The 17,478-nt window shown below is 39.9% G+C and carries 16 protein-coding genes; 3 read left to right on the top strand and 13 right to left on the bottom strand.

The genetic code is table 11. The annotated features are described in order from the left end of the window. Positions 1-42: 42 nt before the first annotated feature. From HMPREF2979_RS04890 to HMPREF2979_RS04855, 8 genes are all read right to left on the bottom strand, one after another. Positions 43-1,515 carry a glycosyltransferase gene (locus tag HMPREF2979_RS04890; RefSeq protein ID WP_070655418.1) on the bottom strand — a complete coding sequence of 491 codons (1,473 nt, stop codon included), beginning with the start codon at positions 1,513-1,515 and terminating at the stop codon, positions 43-45. After that, on the bottom strand, positions 1,496-2,794 hold the full coding sequence (locus HMPREF2979_RS04885; RefSeq protein ID WP_070655416.1) for a glycosyltransferase family protein: 1,299 nt from the start codon (positions 2,792-2,794) through the stop codon (positions 1,496-1,498). Before HMPREF2979_RS04885 ends, HMPREF2979_RS04890 begins: the two co-directional genes overlap by 20 nt. Positions 2,795-2,844: 50 nt before the next feature. Then, entirely contained in the window at positions 2,845-3,726 is an 882-nt protein-coding gene (locus HMPREF2979_RS04880) for a glycosyltransferase family 2 protein (protein WP_002884465.1), read from the bottom strand. A gap of 3 nt (positions 3,727-3,729) precedes the next feature. Next, entirely contained in the window at positions 3,730-4,938 is a 1,209-nt protein-coding gene (locus HMPREF2979_RS04875; protein WP_002884633.1) for a glycosyltransferase, read from the bottom strand. Between the two features lie 194 nt (positions 4,939-5,132). After that, positions 5,133-6,572 carry a 6-phospho-beta-glucosidase gene (locus tag HMPREF2979_RS04870; protein WP_070655414.1) on the bottom strand — a complete coding sequence of 480 codons (1,440 nt, stop codon included), beginning with the start codon at positions 6,570-6,572 and terminating at the stop codon, positions 5,133-5,135. A gap of 155 nt (positions 6,573-6,727) precedes the next feature. After that, positions 6,728-7,279, bottom strand: coding sequence for a cysteine hydrolase family protein (locus HMPREF2979_RS04865; protein WP_004183314.1), 552 nt, complete (start codon positions 7,277-7,279; stop codon positions 6,728-6,730). 66 nt (positions 7,280-7,345) lie between these two features. Beyond that, entirely contained in the window at positions 7,346-8,131 is a 786-nt protein-coding gene (gene codY, locus HMPREF2979_RS04860) for a GTP-sensing pleiotropic transcriptional regulator CodY (RefSeq protein ID WP_002884784.1), read from the bottom strand. Between the two features lie 268 nt (positions 8,132-8,399). Further along, on the bottom strand, positions 8,400-9,614 hold the full coding sequence (locus tag HMPREF2979_RS04855; protein WP_002884715.1) for a pyridoxal phosphate-dependent aminotransferase: 1,215 nt from the start codon (positions 9,612-9,614) through the stop codon (positions 8,400-8,402). A 359-nt stretch (positions 9,615-9,973) separates the two neighbouring features. Here HMPREF2979_RS04855 and HMPREF2979_RS04850 point away from each other — a divergent pair, with 359 nt between their 5' ends. Further along, on the top strand, positions 9,974-10,426 hold the full coding sequence (locus HMPREF2979_RS04850) for a universal stress protein (protein ID WP_002891687.1): 453 nt from the start codon (positions 9,974-9,976) through the stop codon (positions 10,424-10,426). Between the two features lie 78 nt (positions 10,427-10,504). Here the strand turns inward: HMPREF2979_RS04850 and HMPREF2979_RS04845 are convergent, their stop codons facing one another. From HMPREF2979_RS04845 to HMPREF2979_RS04830, 4 genes are all read right to left on the bottom strand, one after another. Continuing rightward, complete coding sequence (locus HMPREF2979_RS04845) at positions 10,505-11,257, bottom strand: hypothetical protein (protein ID WP_014634961.1); 753 nt, start codon at positions 11,255-11,257, stop codon at positions 10,505-10,507. Between the two features lie 69 nt (positions 11,258-11,326). Continuing rightward, positions 11,327-12,127 carry a pyruvate formate-lyase-activating protein gene (gene pflA, locus HMPREF2979_RS04840; protein ID WP_021143691.1) on the bottom strand — a complete coding sequence of 267 codons (801 nt, stop codon included), beginning with the start codon at positions 12,125-12,127 and terminating at the stop codon, positions 11,327-11,329. A gap of 186 nt (positions 12,128-12,313) precedes the next feature. Further along, entirely contained in the window at positions 12,314-13,054 is a 741-nt protein-coding gene (locus tag HMPREF2979_RS04835; protein WP_070655412.1) for an LPXTG cell wall anchor domain-containing protein, read from the bottom strand. Between the two features lie 353 nt (positions 13,055-13,407). Beyond that, positions 13,408-14,739, bottom strand: coding sequence for a hemolysin family protein (locus tag HMPREF2979_RS04830; protein ID WP_070655410.1), 1,332 nt, complete (start codon positions 14,737-14,739; stop codon positions 13,408-13,410). 110 nt (positions 14,740-14,849) lie between these two features. Between HMPREF2979_RS04830 and HMPREF2979_RS04825 the strand changes: the two genes are divergently transcribed. Then, the gene (locus HMPREF2979_RS04825; RefSeq protein WP_070655408.1) at positions 14,850-15,632 is read left to right on the top strand and encodes an ABC transporter ATP-binding protein; all 783 of its coding nucleotides are present in this window, start codon (positions 14,850-14,852) and stop codon (positions 15,630-15,632) included. Positions 15,633-15,719: 87 nt separating this feature from the next. Here the strand turns inward: HMPREF2979_RS04825 and HMPREF2979_RS04820 are convergent, their stop codons facing one another. Then, positions 15,720-16,880 (bottom strand): hypothetical protein, encoded by a 1,161-nt coding sequence (locus HMPREF2979_RS04820; protein WP_070655406.1) that lies wholly within the window; start codon positions 16,878-16,880, stop codon positions 15,720-15,722. A gap of 256 nt (positions 16,881-17,136) precedes the next feature. On the opposite strand from HMPREF2979_RS04820, the gene HMPREF2979_RS04815 reads away from it, so the two are divergent. After that, positions 17,137-17,457 (top strand): hypothetical protein, encoded by a 321-nt coding sequence (locus HMPREF2979_RS04815; RefSeq protein WP_013991101.1) that lies wholly within the window; start codon positions 17,137-17,139, stop codon positions 17,455-17,457. Positions 17,458-17,478 lie beyond the last annotated feature (21 nt).

Genomic DNA, 17,478 nt, shown 5'->3' with positions numbered 1-17,478 from the left:
TTTGTCATTACAGTTTACAGAGATAGAGCTTTTTCAAAACACTTATCGTATGGCTATCAAGAGCTTTCTCCAAGCCTCTAGAATTTCAGGTTTCAAATACTGTTTTGCCAGGTCATATGAAACTTGGTGCATAGACTCAAGATCACTCTCTAAGGCAAATACAATTTTATCCGCCATCTGAGAAACAAGCAGGTCCTCATCCATAGTCTCGCTATAAGTAACCAGATAGCCATTCTCACCATCTTTGATGAAGGTTGGATTGCCGTAACGGGCATCAAAACCAACCAGGGCTAAACCTGCTCCTACTGCTTCCATCAGGGTCAAACCAAAGGTCTCCCACTGAGAGGTAGTGACATAAAGTTCGTACTGTGGGTAGACATCACGTAAATCCGCATGTCCTCTAAGTTGGATGTAATCATTCGCCCCTAAAGTATCAATTAGATCTTGTAGATTCTCTTGCTCCCCACCTTTACCGTAGATGTCAAAGCGAAGGTTAGGCTCTTTTTGATGGGCAAGGGCAACGGCTCTTATAGCCAAATCCAAGCGTTTACGTGGGTCCAATCGCGAAGCCGTCATCAAACTAAGAGGCTTCCTCTGCTCCTCTGGAAAACTAAGTTTATCCAAATGTCCCACTGCTAGGGCATAAATAGCGGCGTCTGTGACACCTTGCTTTTGCAGGGTATTTTCTAAAACAGCCTTTTGTGCCTCAGTAGCTGTGATAAAGAAGTCAAAGCGTTGGGCGTACTTAAAGATGTAATAATACTCATAGTAGAGGTCCCCATTTTCAAACTCATGCTCTGAATGAAAAACAAAACCTAGCTTTGCAGGTGAGTCCAGTTCATAAATCGGTCGCATAAATTCCATCAAGGAAGCCCTATCCAGCAACAAGGTATCCTCAGCTGTCAAAGGAAGCCTTGCTAGAAAACGACGCATGACCTCTGTCTTGGTCACTAAAATCTCAGTGCCCAGCCTATATAACCAACTGGCTCCTTGCTTGAGTTCTTCAAAGGCAATGCGACCATCTTTATTATGATAACTTCTCCTGATGATGATGCCTTTTTCAAAGTATTCTGTGACTAATTTACTTGTTCCATACCACTCACGCTTCAATAGCATACCATTAACGTGGTAGTCTACATACCGCACACTACCTTTTTGGTAGGGATCCATCTTGAAGACCAAAGAAGTACCATCAGAACAGGTATACACAGAGTCTGTTTCGCTTTGGCTCTTCAAATCTAGACGTGTCAACTTAAATTTTTGCTGCAAGGCCCCCACTGTCAAAGATGGGATATGACTGTCTTGATCTGTAAAGCTAAGATAGGCATGGAGGAGCTCCTCGTAGCGATGTCCTAAAGAAAGATAGTAATCTAATTTATAGGGTTGCGGCCAGGTCGTAAAGACAAACTTAGCAGGCTCCTTTAATTCACGTAGCATCAAAGCTCTAGATGCCTGAGCCACATCCACACCATTAGGCTCATAACCCACCAATAGGTTAAAGGTGTAAATCGTCATCTTTTTCCCCCTCCAATCTAGTAAAGAAAGCTAAGATTTCTTTCCTCTCGACGAGTTTCAAAACCTCTCTCTGACTTTCAAGAGCCTTAGGGTAAAACTCTGATTGTTGTAAGAGTTGTCGGAACCCCTGCTCTAGTTCCTCTAAGGAAGTATAGACCGTTGGTAAGCCCTTATAGTAGGGACGATGAACCGTTGATTCTAAGCCATAAAGTAACTGCCCATTTTCAATTGCATCCAATGTTGCATCAGACACTTCACTTCCATAATTCAAGTCTAAATAAATGGAACATTTCCTCAGTAGCTCTTGATTTTTCTCTTGATGAATTCCTGGGTAAAGATAGACATTTCTCTTCTCTTCGAGACAAGTCAACTTTGGTCCCATACTAGTTTGAGCTCCGATATGAAAGTCAATATCCGGGAAAGCATCAACTAAGTCAGCTAGCCCCTCAATATTTTCAGAAGCAGTCATCACCATAGCCTGAGGCACAAAAGTCTGAGAACCTTCTTGTTTAGCACCAGCTAAATAAATCATGCCTAACAAACGTTCCTCTTGTGGATAATAATTAGTAATCAAAACATGATTCACTTGACTTTGAATAAACTCAAGACCATCATGACTGTCGGAGCAATAGACCAGACGATTAGCATTCAAGGTCTGCAAAATCGGGATTAGATTGGAATCCATACAGATGATAGCTTCGTCTGACTTTAGGACTTGATTCAAAACAACCTTAGTTAATTCTTCCCTACCCGAGAAAATCCTATCTCTTCCTTCAGCCCCCTGATCAATCAAGTACCCATCTTGAATATAGTGAAGCAAGACCTCTTCTTGATTACGATTAAAGTAAATATCCATTATGCCTTGCCCCTGATCATCCAGAAGACGCTGTTTGGTCCGCCAACCATAGCGATTATAGTCATCAACCGCAACAACTTTTTCCCCTTGTCCAAACCATTGGACTTGTTTGACCGTACGTTCCTTTAGATTGTCACGAAAAATGACACTGGCACGGCGGTCTTGACCATCAAAAATGTAAGTCGTAATCCCCAAAGTCCACAATTCCCAGTAGAGGGGAACTGACAAATCGTTAAAAAAGAGTGGTTTCCCTTGATAATCTTCCTCAGAGGAATAAATAAATGACGATGCTAAACTAATAGTGTCCTTATCAACATCCGTTTCAAAATTCGTGTAAAACACACGGGATTGGATACCAAAGGAGTCTAGTAATCTTCTCAGTTTTTCCGTTGCCTGACTAGGTTCTTGTGCAATAATAAGCATAGTTATCCTTTCTGACTAATCCAAGCAATAAATAGCTTAACCCTCGACCTTTATTGCTCCAAAAATCTCAAGTTAACCTGCGCCGTCTTATAGGTCTCAGTATCTTGAAGATTAGCTTCTTCCATTTTTTCAATCGCCCGCTTCAGGCGTGTCTTATAAATATAACGGTGCCAGGTCAAATCATAGCCCAACATACCTAGTAAAGCTAGTTTTTCATTCTTGGCTTCCATCTCATCTAAGACACGTTTCTCCGTCCAGACCTGCGACAGCGTATCCTTACGACCCACTCGGTACCAGTAAATACATTTTTCAGTATGAACAACACGATTGGCCTTTAACAAGAGTTTGTACATAAGGAAATTATCTTCGACATTCTTCCCAACAGGAAAACGAAGGTCCTCAAATAAGGAGATTTTATAGAGTTTCATCATAGCACATGCCCAGGCCATATCTCTTGTCTCTTGAATGGCATCCTGGTCTATAATCTCTCTCCCCTCATAAAGGGTTTCAGAATAATCGTTCTCCGTTACCTTAATCAAAAACTTACTAGTACTCTCGTTGAATAAGTTATAGTTGGCAATAGAAACATCTGCCTCATACTTCTTAAGCTGAGTGTACAAGGTCTCCACATAATCATCTGTTACCCAATCATCTGGGTCTACAAAAGTGATGTAATCACCTGTGGCTAGGTCAATCCCTGTATTTCGAGCTGCAGATAGGCCACCATTAACTTGTCGCACATAGCGAATACGCGAATCTCGCTTGAAAAATTCCTTGCAAATCTCCTCTGACTTATCAGGAGAACCATCATTGACAAGAATGATTTCAAGATTTGGATAAGTCTGATTCACTATCGTTTCCAAACACTGCTTTAAATAAGCTTCCACATTATAAATGGGAATAACAATACTAACTACTTCTTTATTTTCCATGGTCTATCTCTCAATCGTATCTATATATTCTCGAACTGCCTCTACCATTTGGTCTACTTGGTCATTCTTGAACACTTGATTTTTCCCAGTTTGGTCGTGATTTGTTCCTTCAAAAGAGAAAATCGGAAGCCCCAACTGATGAATCGTTTCTGTGATATGATCAACCTCGTCAAATGGGTTGATATCCATATAGAAATCTATTTTTTCCAAGACCTTTCGACTGGTCAAGGGATCAAAGGATGGATAGAGAATAAGGTTTGGATACTGCTCCAACTTCACCAAATTAAACCCAAAATGAGAATGAGCCAAAACATGAAAAGCTACATCCGGAAGAGCCTGCAGCAAATGTTCCAATTCAAAGATGTCTGCAGTATTAGTATAAATCGCCGTATGGTAAGGAAAATCACCTACCATATCGCTAAAGCTAATCTTTAAGGATGGCTTTCTCAATAAGATTTCTTCCCAAGACAGGGCATAATAAAACCACCAAATATCCCTGAAACGATTGAAGCGTTTGGACGTCCAAGGTTTATTGTGAGAAGTGTAATGAATAACCGCTGGTACCCCTTTGAAAGCATCATACCATTCCAAATCCCCATAACCATACTGGTCCTTATCAGAACCCACTTGGAGATTATAGGTCCATGGGAGTTGATACCAAGCATCCTTGAAATAAAGATTCAAGATTCCTTGATCCCCATAAACATTTTGATGATGCTCTTTTGTCAAGTCAAAAAGAGAGTCTGTCACCTTGTGTTGTCGCCACCAATCGGTATCAATAACCATCAAACCAGCGTTAAAACCATCTGTTGTCGTCGGACGGTCCACTACCGCTCCAATACCCAATCCGCCAAGATCCACTTCAAAAAGTGGTGACAAATCCTGCGTAAAAATCATATCGCAATCCAAATAGAGAACACGATTTTCTTGAACAAACTCAGGAATTGCATAACGGAAAAAAGTCGCATAATGTATATGCGCACTTGGAAGCGAAAATTGTTTAAAGCTTTCGGCAGACACACGACAATTGAGAATTTCAGAATCAATAGCCTCTAGGCGACGATTCATCAGCGTAAACCATTCTGTTGGTAAATTCTCATTTAGCACATAAATTTTCCACTGCCCTTTATGTGCACACAAAGATTTAAGAGCCACCTCTAACTTTTCCATGTAGGATAGCTCTGCTACAAATACAACTGATTTTTTACCCATGTTTTCTTCCTCTCAAACTCTAATAAGAATATCATTTTTTAGAAAACATTACAATTTCTATCCCTTACAAAAAAAGCCAGCCCTAAGGCTGACTTTAATTGGAGATCAATTTTCTTTTAGTGCTCGTTAAATGCGTAAAATAGAATTCAGACAAACACACAGCTCAAAACACCGAACACCTCTCAACTCATAGACTATTCTACAGAGGCACCGTTACTTGCGATAACTTCTTTGTACCAGTTAAATGATTTCTTCTTAGAGCGTTTAAGGCTACCATTACCATCGTTGTCACGGTCCACATAGATGAAGCCATAACGTTTTTTCATTTCACCAGTTCCAGCAGAAACAAGGTCAATACAGCCCCATGTTGTGTAGCCCCAAAGCTCTACACCATCTTCATTGATAGCATCACGCATGGCCTTGATGTGGGCTGCCAAGTAGTCGATACGATAATCATCTTCGACATAACCATTTTCATCTGGTGTATCCACAGCACCGAGACCATTTTCAACAATAAACATCGGTTTTTGATAACGATCCCAAATAACGTTAAGGGTAATACGAAGACCTAGCGGGTCGATTTGCCAGCCCCACTCTGAAGCTTCCAAATATGGATTTTTAATAGAGGCAAAGATATTTCCAGCGGTCTTTTCATTAACTTCTGGATCACCTGAAGCCACACGACTTGCATAGTAAGAGAAAGAAATAAAATCAACAGTATGCTCTTTAAGAAGGGCCAAATCTTCTTCAGTCATCTCAATCTCAATGCCATCACGTTCCCACTGTTTCTTAGCATAATTTGGATACTCTCCACGAGCTTGAACATCAATAAAGAAATAACTACTACGGTCTTCTTGCATGGCTGCCCAGTAGTCGCGTGGGTGGGCTGTATTTGGATAATACTGACCTGCTGCCAACATACAACCGACCTTATTTTCAGGGTCAATCTCATGGGCCAACTTGGTCGCCATAGCTGAAGCTACCAACTCATGGTGAGCTGCTTGGTATTTAACCTGTTCCTCATTCTCACCCTCTTCAAAGCAGAGTCCTGCTCCCATAAATGGTGCATGGAGAATCATATTGATTTCATTGAAAGTGAGCCAGTACTTAACCAAACCTTTATAACGTGTGAAAAGGGTACGGCAAAGATTTTCATAGAAGCCAAGCATCTTACGGTTACGCCAGCCGCCATACTCGGTAATCAAGTGCATGGGACAATCAAAGTGTGTAATCGTTACCAAAGGTTCAATACCATACTTGTGACATTCCTTGAAGAGGTCCTCATAAAAGGCAAGCCCAGCTTCATTTGGCTCAGCCTCATCCCCCTTAGGAAAAATACGTGACCAAGCAATAGAAAGACGATAGGTCTTAAATCCCATTTCACCAAAAAGAGCAATATCTTCCTTGTAACGATGGTACATGTCGATACTTTCCTTAGCTGGATAGAAATAGCCATCCTCAAAATCAAACATCTTACGACGTCCAGTGATAATAGAAAGGCGATCCTCACCAATTGGCACCACGTCAACATTGGCTAGACCACGCCCATCAGCATCATAGGCCCCCTCACATTGGTTGGCCGCTGTCGCCCCACCCCACAAAAATCCGTCAGGGAAAGTCATTTTTTTAGTCATTCTTCTACCTCTTATGATTCAAGATTATTTCAGTAATAGTATATAGTAATCTGGAATCGTTTTCTTATAGTAAACTACGAAAAACTGATACTATCCTATGATTTTTGACAAAAAACAAGAGTAGGACAGATTCCCACTCTCGATTATAATTCTTATTACTCCACAATTGTTGCTCCAAGAACATTCTTAAAATGCCCGATAGCAAAGTCATGAGCTTCAGGCGTCAAGGAAGCTGTTGCACTCGCTACAACCTCGATATCATAGCCCAAATTATAGGCATCAATGGCTGTATGTAGGACACAAATATCCGTTAAAACTCCTGTCAAAACAACTGTCGTCACACGACGCTCACGCAAACGAATATCTAAATCCGTTCCCGAAAAGGCTGAATAGTGTCGCTTGTCCATCCAAAAGACACGATTATCATCCTTGATGGCATCATATACACCAGCTAACTTTCCATAAAGTTCTCGCCCAGATGTCCCTGCAATATTGTGCGGTGGAAAGAGCTTAGTTTCAGGATGGAAGGTATCTCCTTCATCATGTCGGTCCATAGCAACGAAGATATAATCCCCATTATCATAGGCCTCTTGAGTTACCTGGGCAATGCGGTCTTCAATGGCTTGGGCAGGCTTTCCAGCCGTCAACTTCCCATCATCTGCCACAAAATCATAAGAGTAATCAATTGATATCAATGCCTTTGTCATATTACTTTCTCCTTTTAAAAAAAGTGGGGCAGGTTCCTCCTACCTCACTTTCCTTCAGTATTCTTCTTATTCGTATTCTTTCAATTTATCGTAGATACCTTCGTTAAGGACTTTAAGATAAGTCCCTTTCATACCGAGTGAACGGCTCTCAATAATACCAGCTGATTCCAACTTACGAAGGGCATTAACGATAACTGAACGTGTGATTCCAATACGGTCAGCGATAACAGACGCTGTCAAGCGGCCTTCCAAACCGTCCAACTCATTCAAGATAGCTGAAACTGCCTTGATTTCCGAGTAAGACAAGGTATTAATAGCCATGTTAATAGCTGTCTGTTTACGAATTGTTTCTTCCAAGTTCTCTGTTTGAAGATTCAACAACTGCAACCCAACTACTGTAGAGGCAATCTCAACCAAGATAAGATCTTCATCTACAAAGTCATGATCGTTACGCCAAATGATGAAAGAACCAAGACGCATACCACCACCATAGATAGGGGCAATTGTAGTCAAACCATCTGGGAAGTCGTCTTTTGATTCCACAGGGAAAATGGTCAAGTCACTGTCAATACCAATGTTTTCTTGAGTGTCATAAACACGGCTGATACCACGTGTATACTCTTCTGGAAGCTGTTTGGCTTCAAAAAACTCTTCTACACGATCATTGTTGGTTTTGTACTTCATGGCAAAACCAAGGAGAGCACCACCACCATTAACGATAGCAGCGTTACAATCAATGATATCTGCCAATTGAGCAGCCATATTGTTGTATGGAAGATCTCCTTCCAAGCTGTCTACTGAGCGTTGCAAGATAGATGTAATTTTACGTGTTTTAGCCAGCAAATTTGCCATATTTATTGTCTTCACTTTCTATTGTAATCATAATAATATCAAGCCTTGTACTAATCTTCTGCGTCAAGACCTACTAGCCCTATCATTATAGCACACTTAACCCAGAAATTGCAAACAATTGTCTGAAAATTATTTATTATTTTACTATTCATTATATTATGTATATTATGGCATTTTTAGGAAAAATGTTCGGATTTTGCTCAAATACATCTCCCTTTTTAGAGACAATAAAAACTGGACAAGCCTTTTTGTCCAGTTTTTCAAGAAATTAACGCTTGTAATATGACAAGACTCGTTCGATTTTGTTACCGAGATCAGCCAACTCTTCCACACGAGGAAGGTAGACAATACGGAAGTGATCTGGTTCATTCCAGTTAAAGCCTTTACCTGGAACTAGAAGAACCTTCTCCTTCTTCAAGAGACGAAGACAGAATTCTTCATCATCTTCAATATCATACATGTTACGGTCAATCTTAGGGAAGATGTAAAGCCCTGCATCTGGCTTAACAGCTGATAGTCCTGGAATAGCGTTTACGGTATTCGTGATAAACTCACGTTGTTCATAGATACGACCACCAGGAATCAAGAGTTCATCCACAGATTGGTAGCCACCAAGTGAAGTCTGAATAACGTGCTGAGAGAGCACGTTGGCACAGAGACGCATGTTGGCCAACATATTAAGCCCTTCAATATAGCCTTTGACATTCTTTTTAGGTCCAGAGAGAACCATCCAACCTACACGGAAACCACAGATACGGTGAGACTTAGAAAGACCATTCATAGACACACAGAAAACATCTGGTGCAAGACTAGCAATCGCAGTATGCTTTTTACCATCCATAACCAAGCGGTCATAAATCTCATCCGCAAAGATAATCAAATCATTTTGTCGAGCAATATCTACAATCTGTTCAAGAACATCCTTAGGATAGAGCGAACCTGTAGGATTATTGGGATTGATGACTACAATTGCCTTAGTATTTGACGTAATCTTTGATTTGATATCATCAATATCTGGATACCAGTTAGATTTTTCATCACAGACATAGTGTACGGCATTACCGCCAGCTAGACTGACGCAAGCTGTCCAAAGAGGATAGTCTGGCATTGGGACCAAGACCTCATCTCCATCATCAAGCAAGGCCTGCATAGACATGGAAATCATTTCTGAAACACCATTACCAATATAAATATCATCAATATCTACATTTGGGAATCCCTTTAGCTGGCAGTACTGCATAATCGCCTTACGAGCTGAGAAAATCCCCTTACTATCCGAATACCCTTCACTGTTACGAACATTCATAATTAAATCACGAATGACTTCATCCGGTGCTGTAAAGCCAAATTCCGCAGGATTTCCTGTATTAAGACGAAGAATCTTTTCACCATTGGCAATCATACGGTTGGCTTCATCCAAAACTGGTCCACGAATATCATAGGCAACGTGATCCAACTTTGATGATTTATCAAATGTTTTCATAAGTTAATCCTTTCAAAAGATACTAAAAGTAGATACATCTAGCAGAAAATAAGAAAATTCAACACCTGATGGGGATTTCCACTTTTATTGACACCAACTTTAGGCTTGGCCATTTGGTATCATTTCTGAAGACTTGTCTTCCTCTTTTTTAATTATCATGTTTCTTACGAAGCTAATAACAGATTGTATTATACCTCTTTTTCAAGCAATCTTCAATTTTTAGATAATACTGAAATCTTCACATTACTAAGAGCGTCCTAAAGTAAGCAGTCAAAAAAAGATTTCAGAAAATCTATAACAACGCTTTCATTTTTTAGATTAAAGGAGTATAATAAAGCTAAAGATAGGAGGTAGAGCTTATGTCTCAACAATATGAACGTATTATGGTAGCTATCGACGGTTCTTACGAATCAGAACTGGCCTTTATTAAAGGTGTGCACGTTGCAAAACGTAATAATGCTCAGTTACTATTGGTACACGTTATCGATACACGCGCCCTTCAAAGCGTTGCGACTTTCGACTCTTACATCTATGAAAAACTAGAAGACGAAGCTAAAGCTGTTTTGGCTGACTTTGAACGCCAAGCCAGAGAAGCTGGTTTAACCAAGATTCGCAAAGTTATTGAGTTCGGTAATCCTAAGAGCCTCTTGGCTGTTGATATCCCTGATAAGGAAAATGTTGACCTTATTATGGTTGGTGCCACAGGTCTCAATACTTTTGAACGCTTGCTTATTGGTTCATCTTCTGAATACATTCTCCGTCACGCAAAAGTTGACTTGCTCATTGTTCGTGACTCTGAAAAAACACTTTAGTCACCTCTCACAAGCACCTCTGGTGCTTTTCTCATATGAAAAAGAACCGAGATCTAAATCTCAGTTCTTTTTTCTGTTCTATTTTTCAGACTTTGCTGATTCAGACATCACTTCTGACTCTGAAGTTGACTGGCTTTCTTCGGCCAAGTCTTCACTAGCAGATTGACTTGAGGCACCTGCTTGCTCCAAAGCAAGACTAGTTGAAAGGCTCTCACGCTCTGCTTCCTGACTAAGGCTAGCTTCAACAATCATGAGTTCCTTTTGACGTTCTGTTTCACGAAGATATTCACGTTCTTCAAGTTCTTCCTGACGACGTCTTTCCTGCTCACGTCTTTGGGCTTTTTGACGCTCACGCTTAGCATGACGTTTTTGCGTCTCATCAATCAAGACCTTAGTATTGTCTTTAATATGCATCCACTTAATAAGACGAACCAAGAGTCTCCATAGGAAGACAATAATTGACTCTGCAAAGAGAAGAATCTCAACCAGAATAACTCCCAACAAGCTCCAAGCCATGAAGAGTGTAATCAATAACTGTGTGAAAATCTTCTTCAAGTCACCCAAATGATTATTGTGAATATTAAGGGTCTCAAGGAAAAGATCTAAAATCCCCTGCAAGAGGTGTGATTTAACAGATTTGTCTCCCTCTAGGCTCAAGTCCGTTTGGACTTCTGCCGGAGTAACAACTGTCAAGTCCCCATCCTGATAGACATCTATACGGTCTCCTAATTTTATATCAAAATCAAAAAGCGTGCGATCTATTTTCTTAAGTCGCCCGTCAGGATGACTGAGATAAACAAAGTCATCATCAAATTTTAAAATACGAAACATAATTTACCTACTCTTTATTGCTCCCTAAATAATAGCAAAGTTAAAAAGCTCTTGTCAAGAGCTTCTTTTTCAATCCAAGGTTTTAACACCGATACGATTTTTATACTCTTGATACGTTTCAGTGTGCATGAGAGCTTTGGCATTTTTAACCCGATCTGCCGTTGGTGGTTTGACCCCTTCCAAAGGATATGGAATACCGAGCTCACGCCATTTGAACTCACCCATTGTATGATAGGGAAGAATTTCAAATTTATCGACATTTTTCAAGGTTTTTACAAACTCACCAAGCTTAACCAAGTGTTCGTCAAAGTCTGTCAAACCAGGTACCAAAACATGGCGAATCCAGACTGGAACTTGTTTATCAGACAGATATTGAGCAAATTCCAAAATATTTTTATTAGGTTGACGGGTCACAAACTTGTGTTGTTCAGGATCAATCTCTTTGATGTCAAGTAGGACCAAGTCAGTAACAGCCAAAAGTTTGTCAACAACTTCATGATACTCAGGAGTATTGCGGTAAGCAAACCCACAAGTATCAAGCGTACAATGAATCCCTAGCTTCTTAGCCTCTGTAAAGAGGGCAGTGACAAAATCAATCTGAAGCATGGCCTCACCACCTGATACAGTGATACCACCATGCTCACCCCAGAAATGACGGAAACGAAGAGCCTCATCTAAGACATCTTCAACTGTACGTTCAACAGCCTTATTTGACTCCATAGCCCAAGTATCTGGGTTATGACAATATTGGCAACGCATCTTACAGCCTTGCATGAAAACAATAAAACGGATACCAGGACCATCTACGGATCCAAAACTTTCGGTTGAATGAACAAGTCCAGTCACCTGACTGTAATCAATTTCTGCCATGGCAGCCTCCTTGAAAACGCTTTTTACATGTTTTTATTATACCTCTTTTATCAGAAACATGCTCCATATCTGCCTGAATTCAGGCAAAGGTTATACTATAATACATCTGAAATTAAGGAATATCTATACTATACCAGAAGAAAAACAAAAAAACTGGAAAAATCCAGTCTTTTATCATCTATATTACTAGGCACGTTTCTTAAGCCCCAAAAAGGCTGCAGCAGCAAGGAAGAATGTTCCTACCATTGTCAAGATTACTGTTGATGCTTCACCAGTCTTAGGAAGTGTAACTTCCTTACCTTTAGCATCTTTACCAGTCAATGTACCGTCAGCGTTCACTTTGAATCCTACTGTTTCAGGAGCAACAACACTTGTTGTACCATCAGTGTTAGCGATAACAATTTGGCTATTTTGTGTAGACACAATTGTTTGGCCAGCTGCAGTGATAACTGGAGCTGTCGGTGTTACAGTAACAACAGGTTGTCCATTAACATTCACTGCTGGAGTTTCAGGGTTTTGAGGTGCTTCGCTTGTCCCTTTATCAGTTGCTGAAGCTGGGTCTTCCGGCTTATCGGCTGGTTTCTCAGTTGGTTTATCAGCTGGTTTTGTAGATGAATCAGCTGTTGGAGCCGGTGTCGCAGGTGTTTCTGGAGTTGCTGGTGTTGTTGGTTCAGCTGGTACTTCAGGAACTGTAGGTGTTGGTGTTGTTGGCGTTGCCGCACCTGTGTTTGAATCATTGCTACGAGCCAAGTCTCCATCACTTGGGGCTGTTGAAGGACCAGTTACTGCACGATCTGTCGTTGGTTGTGTAAGAACAGCATCATTTGTCGCAATACCATCGTCCGCAAAAGAAGTTACTGGTACAAAAGCTCCTAGGGTAAAGGTGAGTAAAAGCAAGCTACTATATATAGATTTTTTAGAAGCCATTAAGATTCTCCTTTTTTCATTTATCAGTTAATTTATATTCTACCATAAAAAAGTAATAAAAGACTGTTTTAATTAAAATCTTATTTATTTTTATTCTGAATCTATCAATACGCTAAAATATGTTAGAACATCTCCAAAATTATGGTTGTTTTCCTGACAAAGTCTGGCAGTTTTGATAGGTTAAAAAGGCTTTATGACGTGTTTTATAGACGTTTTCTAATCGTATTATTTTGATAAGCTGATATTCCAAGATAGATAAGAAAAAGCACTTTCACTCATAATGAGAGAAAGTGCCTAATTAGTAAATAGTCGCTTTTAAGTTCCAATATTTTCTAATAAAAACATGTAGAAAACTATTCTTCTGCCTCTTCTGGAGCTGCCGTGATGATTACCTTAAGTTTGGTTACGCGACCATCCTTAACCTTATCATTGATAAATTCGAGGTGTTTGTCCTTGTTGATAACTGCATAGTGTTCCTTAACTTCTTGAGTTGGGATGGCCCCCACACCAGTCAAATAATAACCTGCGATAGTATCAACGTCATCACTCTCAAGTTCTGTATCAAAATGTTCATTGAAGTCATTAAGAGTCATAGCTCCTTCGACAATATAAGTATTCTCACCAATTTCACGAACTTCCACACTAGTTTTATCTGTTTCGTCGTCAATCTCACCAACGATTTCTTCCAAAAGGTCCTCGAAGGTAACAAGACCAGCAACACCGCCGTATTCATCAAGCAAGATAGCCATCTGATTATTGGTGTTACGAAAGGCTGCCAAGAGATCATCTACGAAGATAGTCTCAGGAACAAAGAGAGGTTCGTTCATGATTCGACGAAGTTTGATATTTTCGAAACCAAGTTCGAAACCTGCTTTAAGAAGATTTTTGGTATGAATGACACCGATAATCTTATCCTTGTCATCTTCGTAAACAGGAATACGAGAGAAACTTTCCTTGAGAATAGCTTGGATATTTTCTTGAGTGTTGTCTTCAATATCAATCATGAAGGCATCCGTACGAGGGACCATAACCTCACGCGCCATCAATTCATCAAGAGAGAATACCCCTTGGAGCATTTCAATTTCTTCAGCCTCAAGCGTATCCTCACTCTTGGTCAACATGTACTCAATCTCATCACGTGTCATCTGCTCATCTGCATCATCAAAGGTAGCAGGTGTCAAACGAGACAAAAGATTGGTTGACGCCGAAAGAATCCAAACAAAGGGACTAACAATCTTACCTGTAACAATAATGACAGGTGCCGAGTAGATGGCTAGATTTTCCTTGAGATTCATAGCGATACGTTTTGGATAAAGTTCCCCAAAAACGATAGAGATATAGGTCAAGACAACCAAAGAAATCATGCTACCCGGTGTCTTAGCCCAAGCCGCATGACCAAACCAAGTCGCTATCACTGCACCTAGTGACGCAGAAAGACTTGCCCCCTGTAAGAGGCTAATAAAGGTAATACCTACTTGGATAGTTGATAGGAAGTTGTTTGGATTTTCAAGAACCTTGAGTAGGCGAATAAATTTCTTATCACCTTCTTCCGCCTTTTGCTCTACACGTGAGCGGTTAAGAGAAACGAGAGCCATCTCAGATGCTGAGAAAAAGGCTGTAAGCAAGGTTAAAATTAGTAGTAATATAGATTGAAATAATAAGGACTGACCACTCGAGTCTTCCATTTTTTCTTCTCCTCTAAAAAAAATTCTGACTTTTATTATACCATAATTTCCCAATAAAGGTGTCTATTTTATGCTATAATTAGAGTAATTTATCATCAAAGGAGAGACTTATGTCACTTATACGATTAGAAAATGTCAGCTTGGCCCGTCAAGGAAAAACTCTCTTGTCTGGCCTTAACTGGACAGTTGAAAAAGGTCAAACTTGGGCTATCCTGGGACTTAACGGTGCTGGAAAATCAACCCTCTTACGTTTGTTGACAGCTGAATTTTTCCCTTCTGAAGGGAAGGCTGAGATACTTGGCTACACCTTTGGTAATGGAGACATCACAGGTCTTCGTCAACACATCGGTATCGTCAGTTCCTTTATCACTGAGCGTCTGCCTCAACATATGACTGCTGAAAAAATCGTCCTTACAGGTAAATACAAGAGCTCAATCCTCTACAAAGCCTATGGAGACAAAGAGCTACAAGAAGCCAAGGATATGCTGACTTCACTTGGTGCTGGAGATTTGATTGGTCGTAAATACCGTGGGCTCTCTCAGGGAGAAAAGCAAATCTGTTTAATTGCTCGTAGTCTGATGGAAGATCCCGACATCATTATCCTTGACGAGGCAACTGTTGGCTTGGATCTCTTTGCCCGCGAAAAGCTCTTACGTCAGATTGACCGTATCACCTCGCTTCCACATGCTCCATTGGTTCTTTACGTCACCCACCACGCTGAAGAGATTACTGAAAAAATGGACCACATTCTCCTACTCCGTCAGGGAAGAATCGTGGCACAAGGACCAAAAAACGATATTATCACACCGGAAGTTCTAGCTGACTTCTACCAAAATCCTGTTCAAATTATCCCAATTGACGACCATCGTTTTTACATTAACCCTCTTTTATAGAGACAAGTCATAAATTAACTTGATTTAGGGCCAATTCTAAAACAACAAGTCCCCCAGACTAGGTCTAGGGGACTTGTTGTTTTATGGCTACTCCTCTTTTATTTTCGATACGCCGTACAAAATTAAGGCTGGAACGATAAGCTGTTCTATAGAACCATATGAAACAATGAATAGCCCAGCAACTACATATAGACGGTTTTTGTTAGCGGTGCTTATAGCTCTTGGAAGCATCATAGTAGGAATAATAATTAATGGAGTCATCATAATGAAGTACATAAACCAACCAATACCTGCTAAGGGATTAGATTCGTCTATAGGATAGTAAATGACAGAAGTTAAATTAACAACTAAATCCCTAAGCGCTAAAATAAAAGCGGTCCAAAGCCAAGGAGAATGAAGAATTTGAAGATTGAGTTGTCTTTGGCTCTCCGCATAATCATAAACCTTACGCTTTTCAATGACTGGCTTAGTCTTTTTCTCCACCAACAGATCATCTTCTCTAACCTCAAAGCCATACTTCTGCTGCCATTTTTCAACTAATGTTGAAGTGTTTCCGTTTGTGCGGTAGACAAGATAAGATGAAACTACCAGGAGAAAAAGAGAAACGTCAGTAATGATATGGTCAACCAAGAAAGCATAAATCAACTCAAGTAAACTAATGATTATGAGAAGGATTGAAGAGATTCTTAATTTCTTTTGGTTTTCTTCAGTCATCAATATAAGGAGTAGGAAGATACTTGCACACTCTAATATTGGATACAGTATGTAAGTAAGACTACTTAAATCATCTAAATCAATATGTATATAGTGTGTGCTCCATACTACAGCTACCATCCCTAGTCCAATAAGGGGAACAGAGGACTGCCAAGCTGACGAACTTTTAAGGGAGGCTAAGAGTGTTGGAAGCTCTGTCTTCCTAATCGTAATGACAAGCCAAATTAGGCACATAATAGTTAAAACTGGGGAAACCAACCAAGGCTTAAAAATGGAAGCCGGTATTATGAAATAGGTAACTAGCTGACAAATATGGAAGGCAAGCACAGCTAAGACGCCCTCAGCTTTCCGCTTGTCCTTCAAAAGCCTAAAAACAAACCATACTAAAACGACTTGCTGTGGAAGTTGAGAACTTAGTACAGATACAGAATTGAGCGTTTCATACTCAAAATGCAAACCATAAGACCTAAGCATAGAAAGAGCTAACAATACTTCAAAAAAGATAAGTATATAATACCAAGTTTTTCTGGACATACAACTACCCCACCTTTCATTTAATCTTAGAGAAAACATCTTTCAATATCATTATACTCCTTTTTATGTAAGCGTTTTACCTTTACAGTAAAATATCTCCACTTTTCTTTACTTGATAACAAAACAGTCCTTTTTGACCGAATAGATTCTAGAATGAACCACATAGACAAATAATATTGTCCGTAAGTTAACCTTTTGATAACTTAGTAGGTGTTAAAACAAAATATCTTTCAGACATAGAAAACGAGGTAAAAACATGACTAAAGTAATAGGTATTGGATTAATCGGTACGGCAGTAACAGTTATCACTTACAGTATTCTCGGCTTCCCAAAATTGGAGGTGTCCCTTTGGCCACTCTTTCCAGTCGCTCTTTTTGCTTTCTTTGCAATAGAAAATCTTATCAAAAAAGATTATAAATCTAGCCTCATGAGTACTTTGATTGGTTTAATGATTGCTAATGCAATCTATGACTTGCTCCCTATCTCAAACAGTATCCTGATTGTTGCAGGAATCCTAACATGTCTAGGACTGGGCTTTCTTTTTCCAAACCACGATAATGAAAAAGAGAGACATTAAAAAGAAGCCAAGAAAAATCTT

The sequence above is a fragment of the Streptococcus sp. HMSC078H12 genome (assembly GCF_001814615.1).
Taxonomy (GTDB): Bacteria; Bacillota; Bacilli; order Lactobacillales; family Streptococcaceae; genus Streptococcus; species Streptococcus salivarius_F.
Note: the sequence above shows the minus strand (reverse complement) of the source record. Positions and strands in the feature narration are given on the sequence as shown.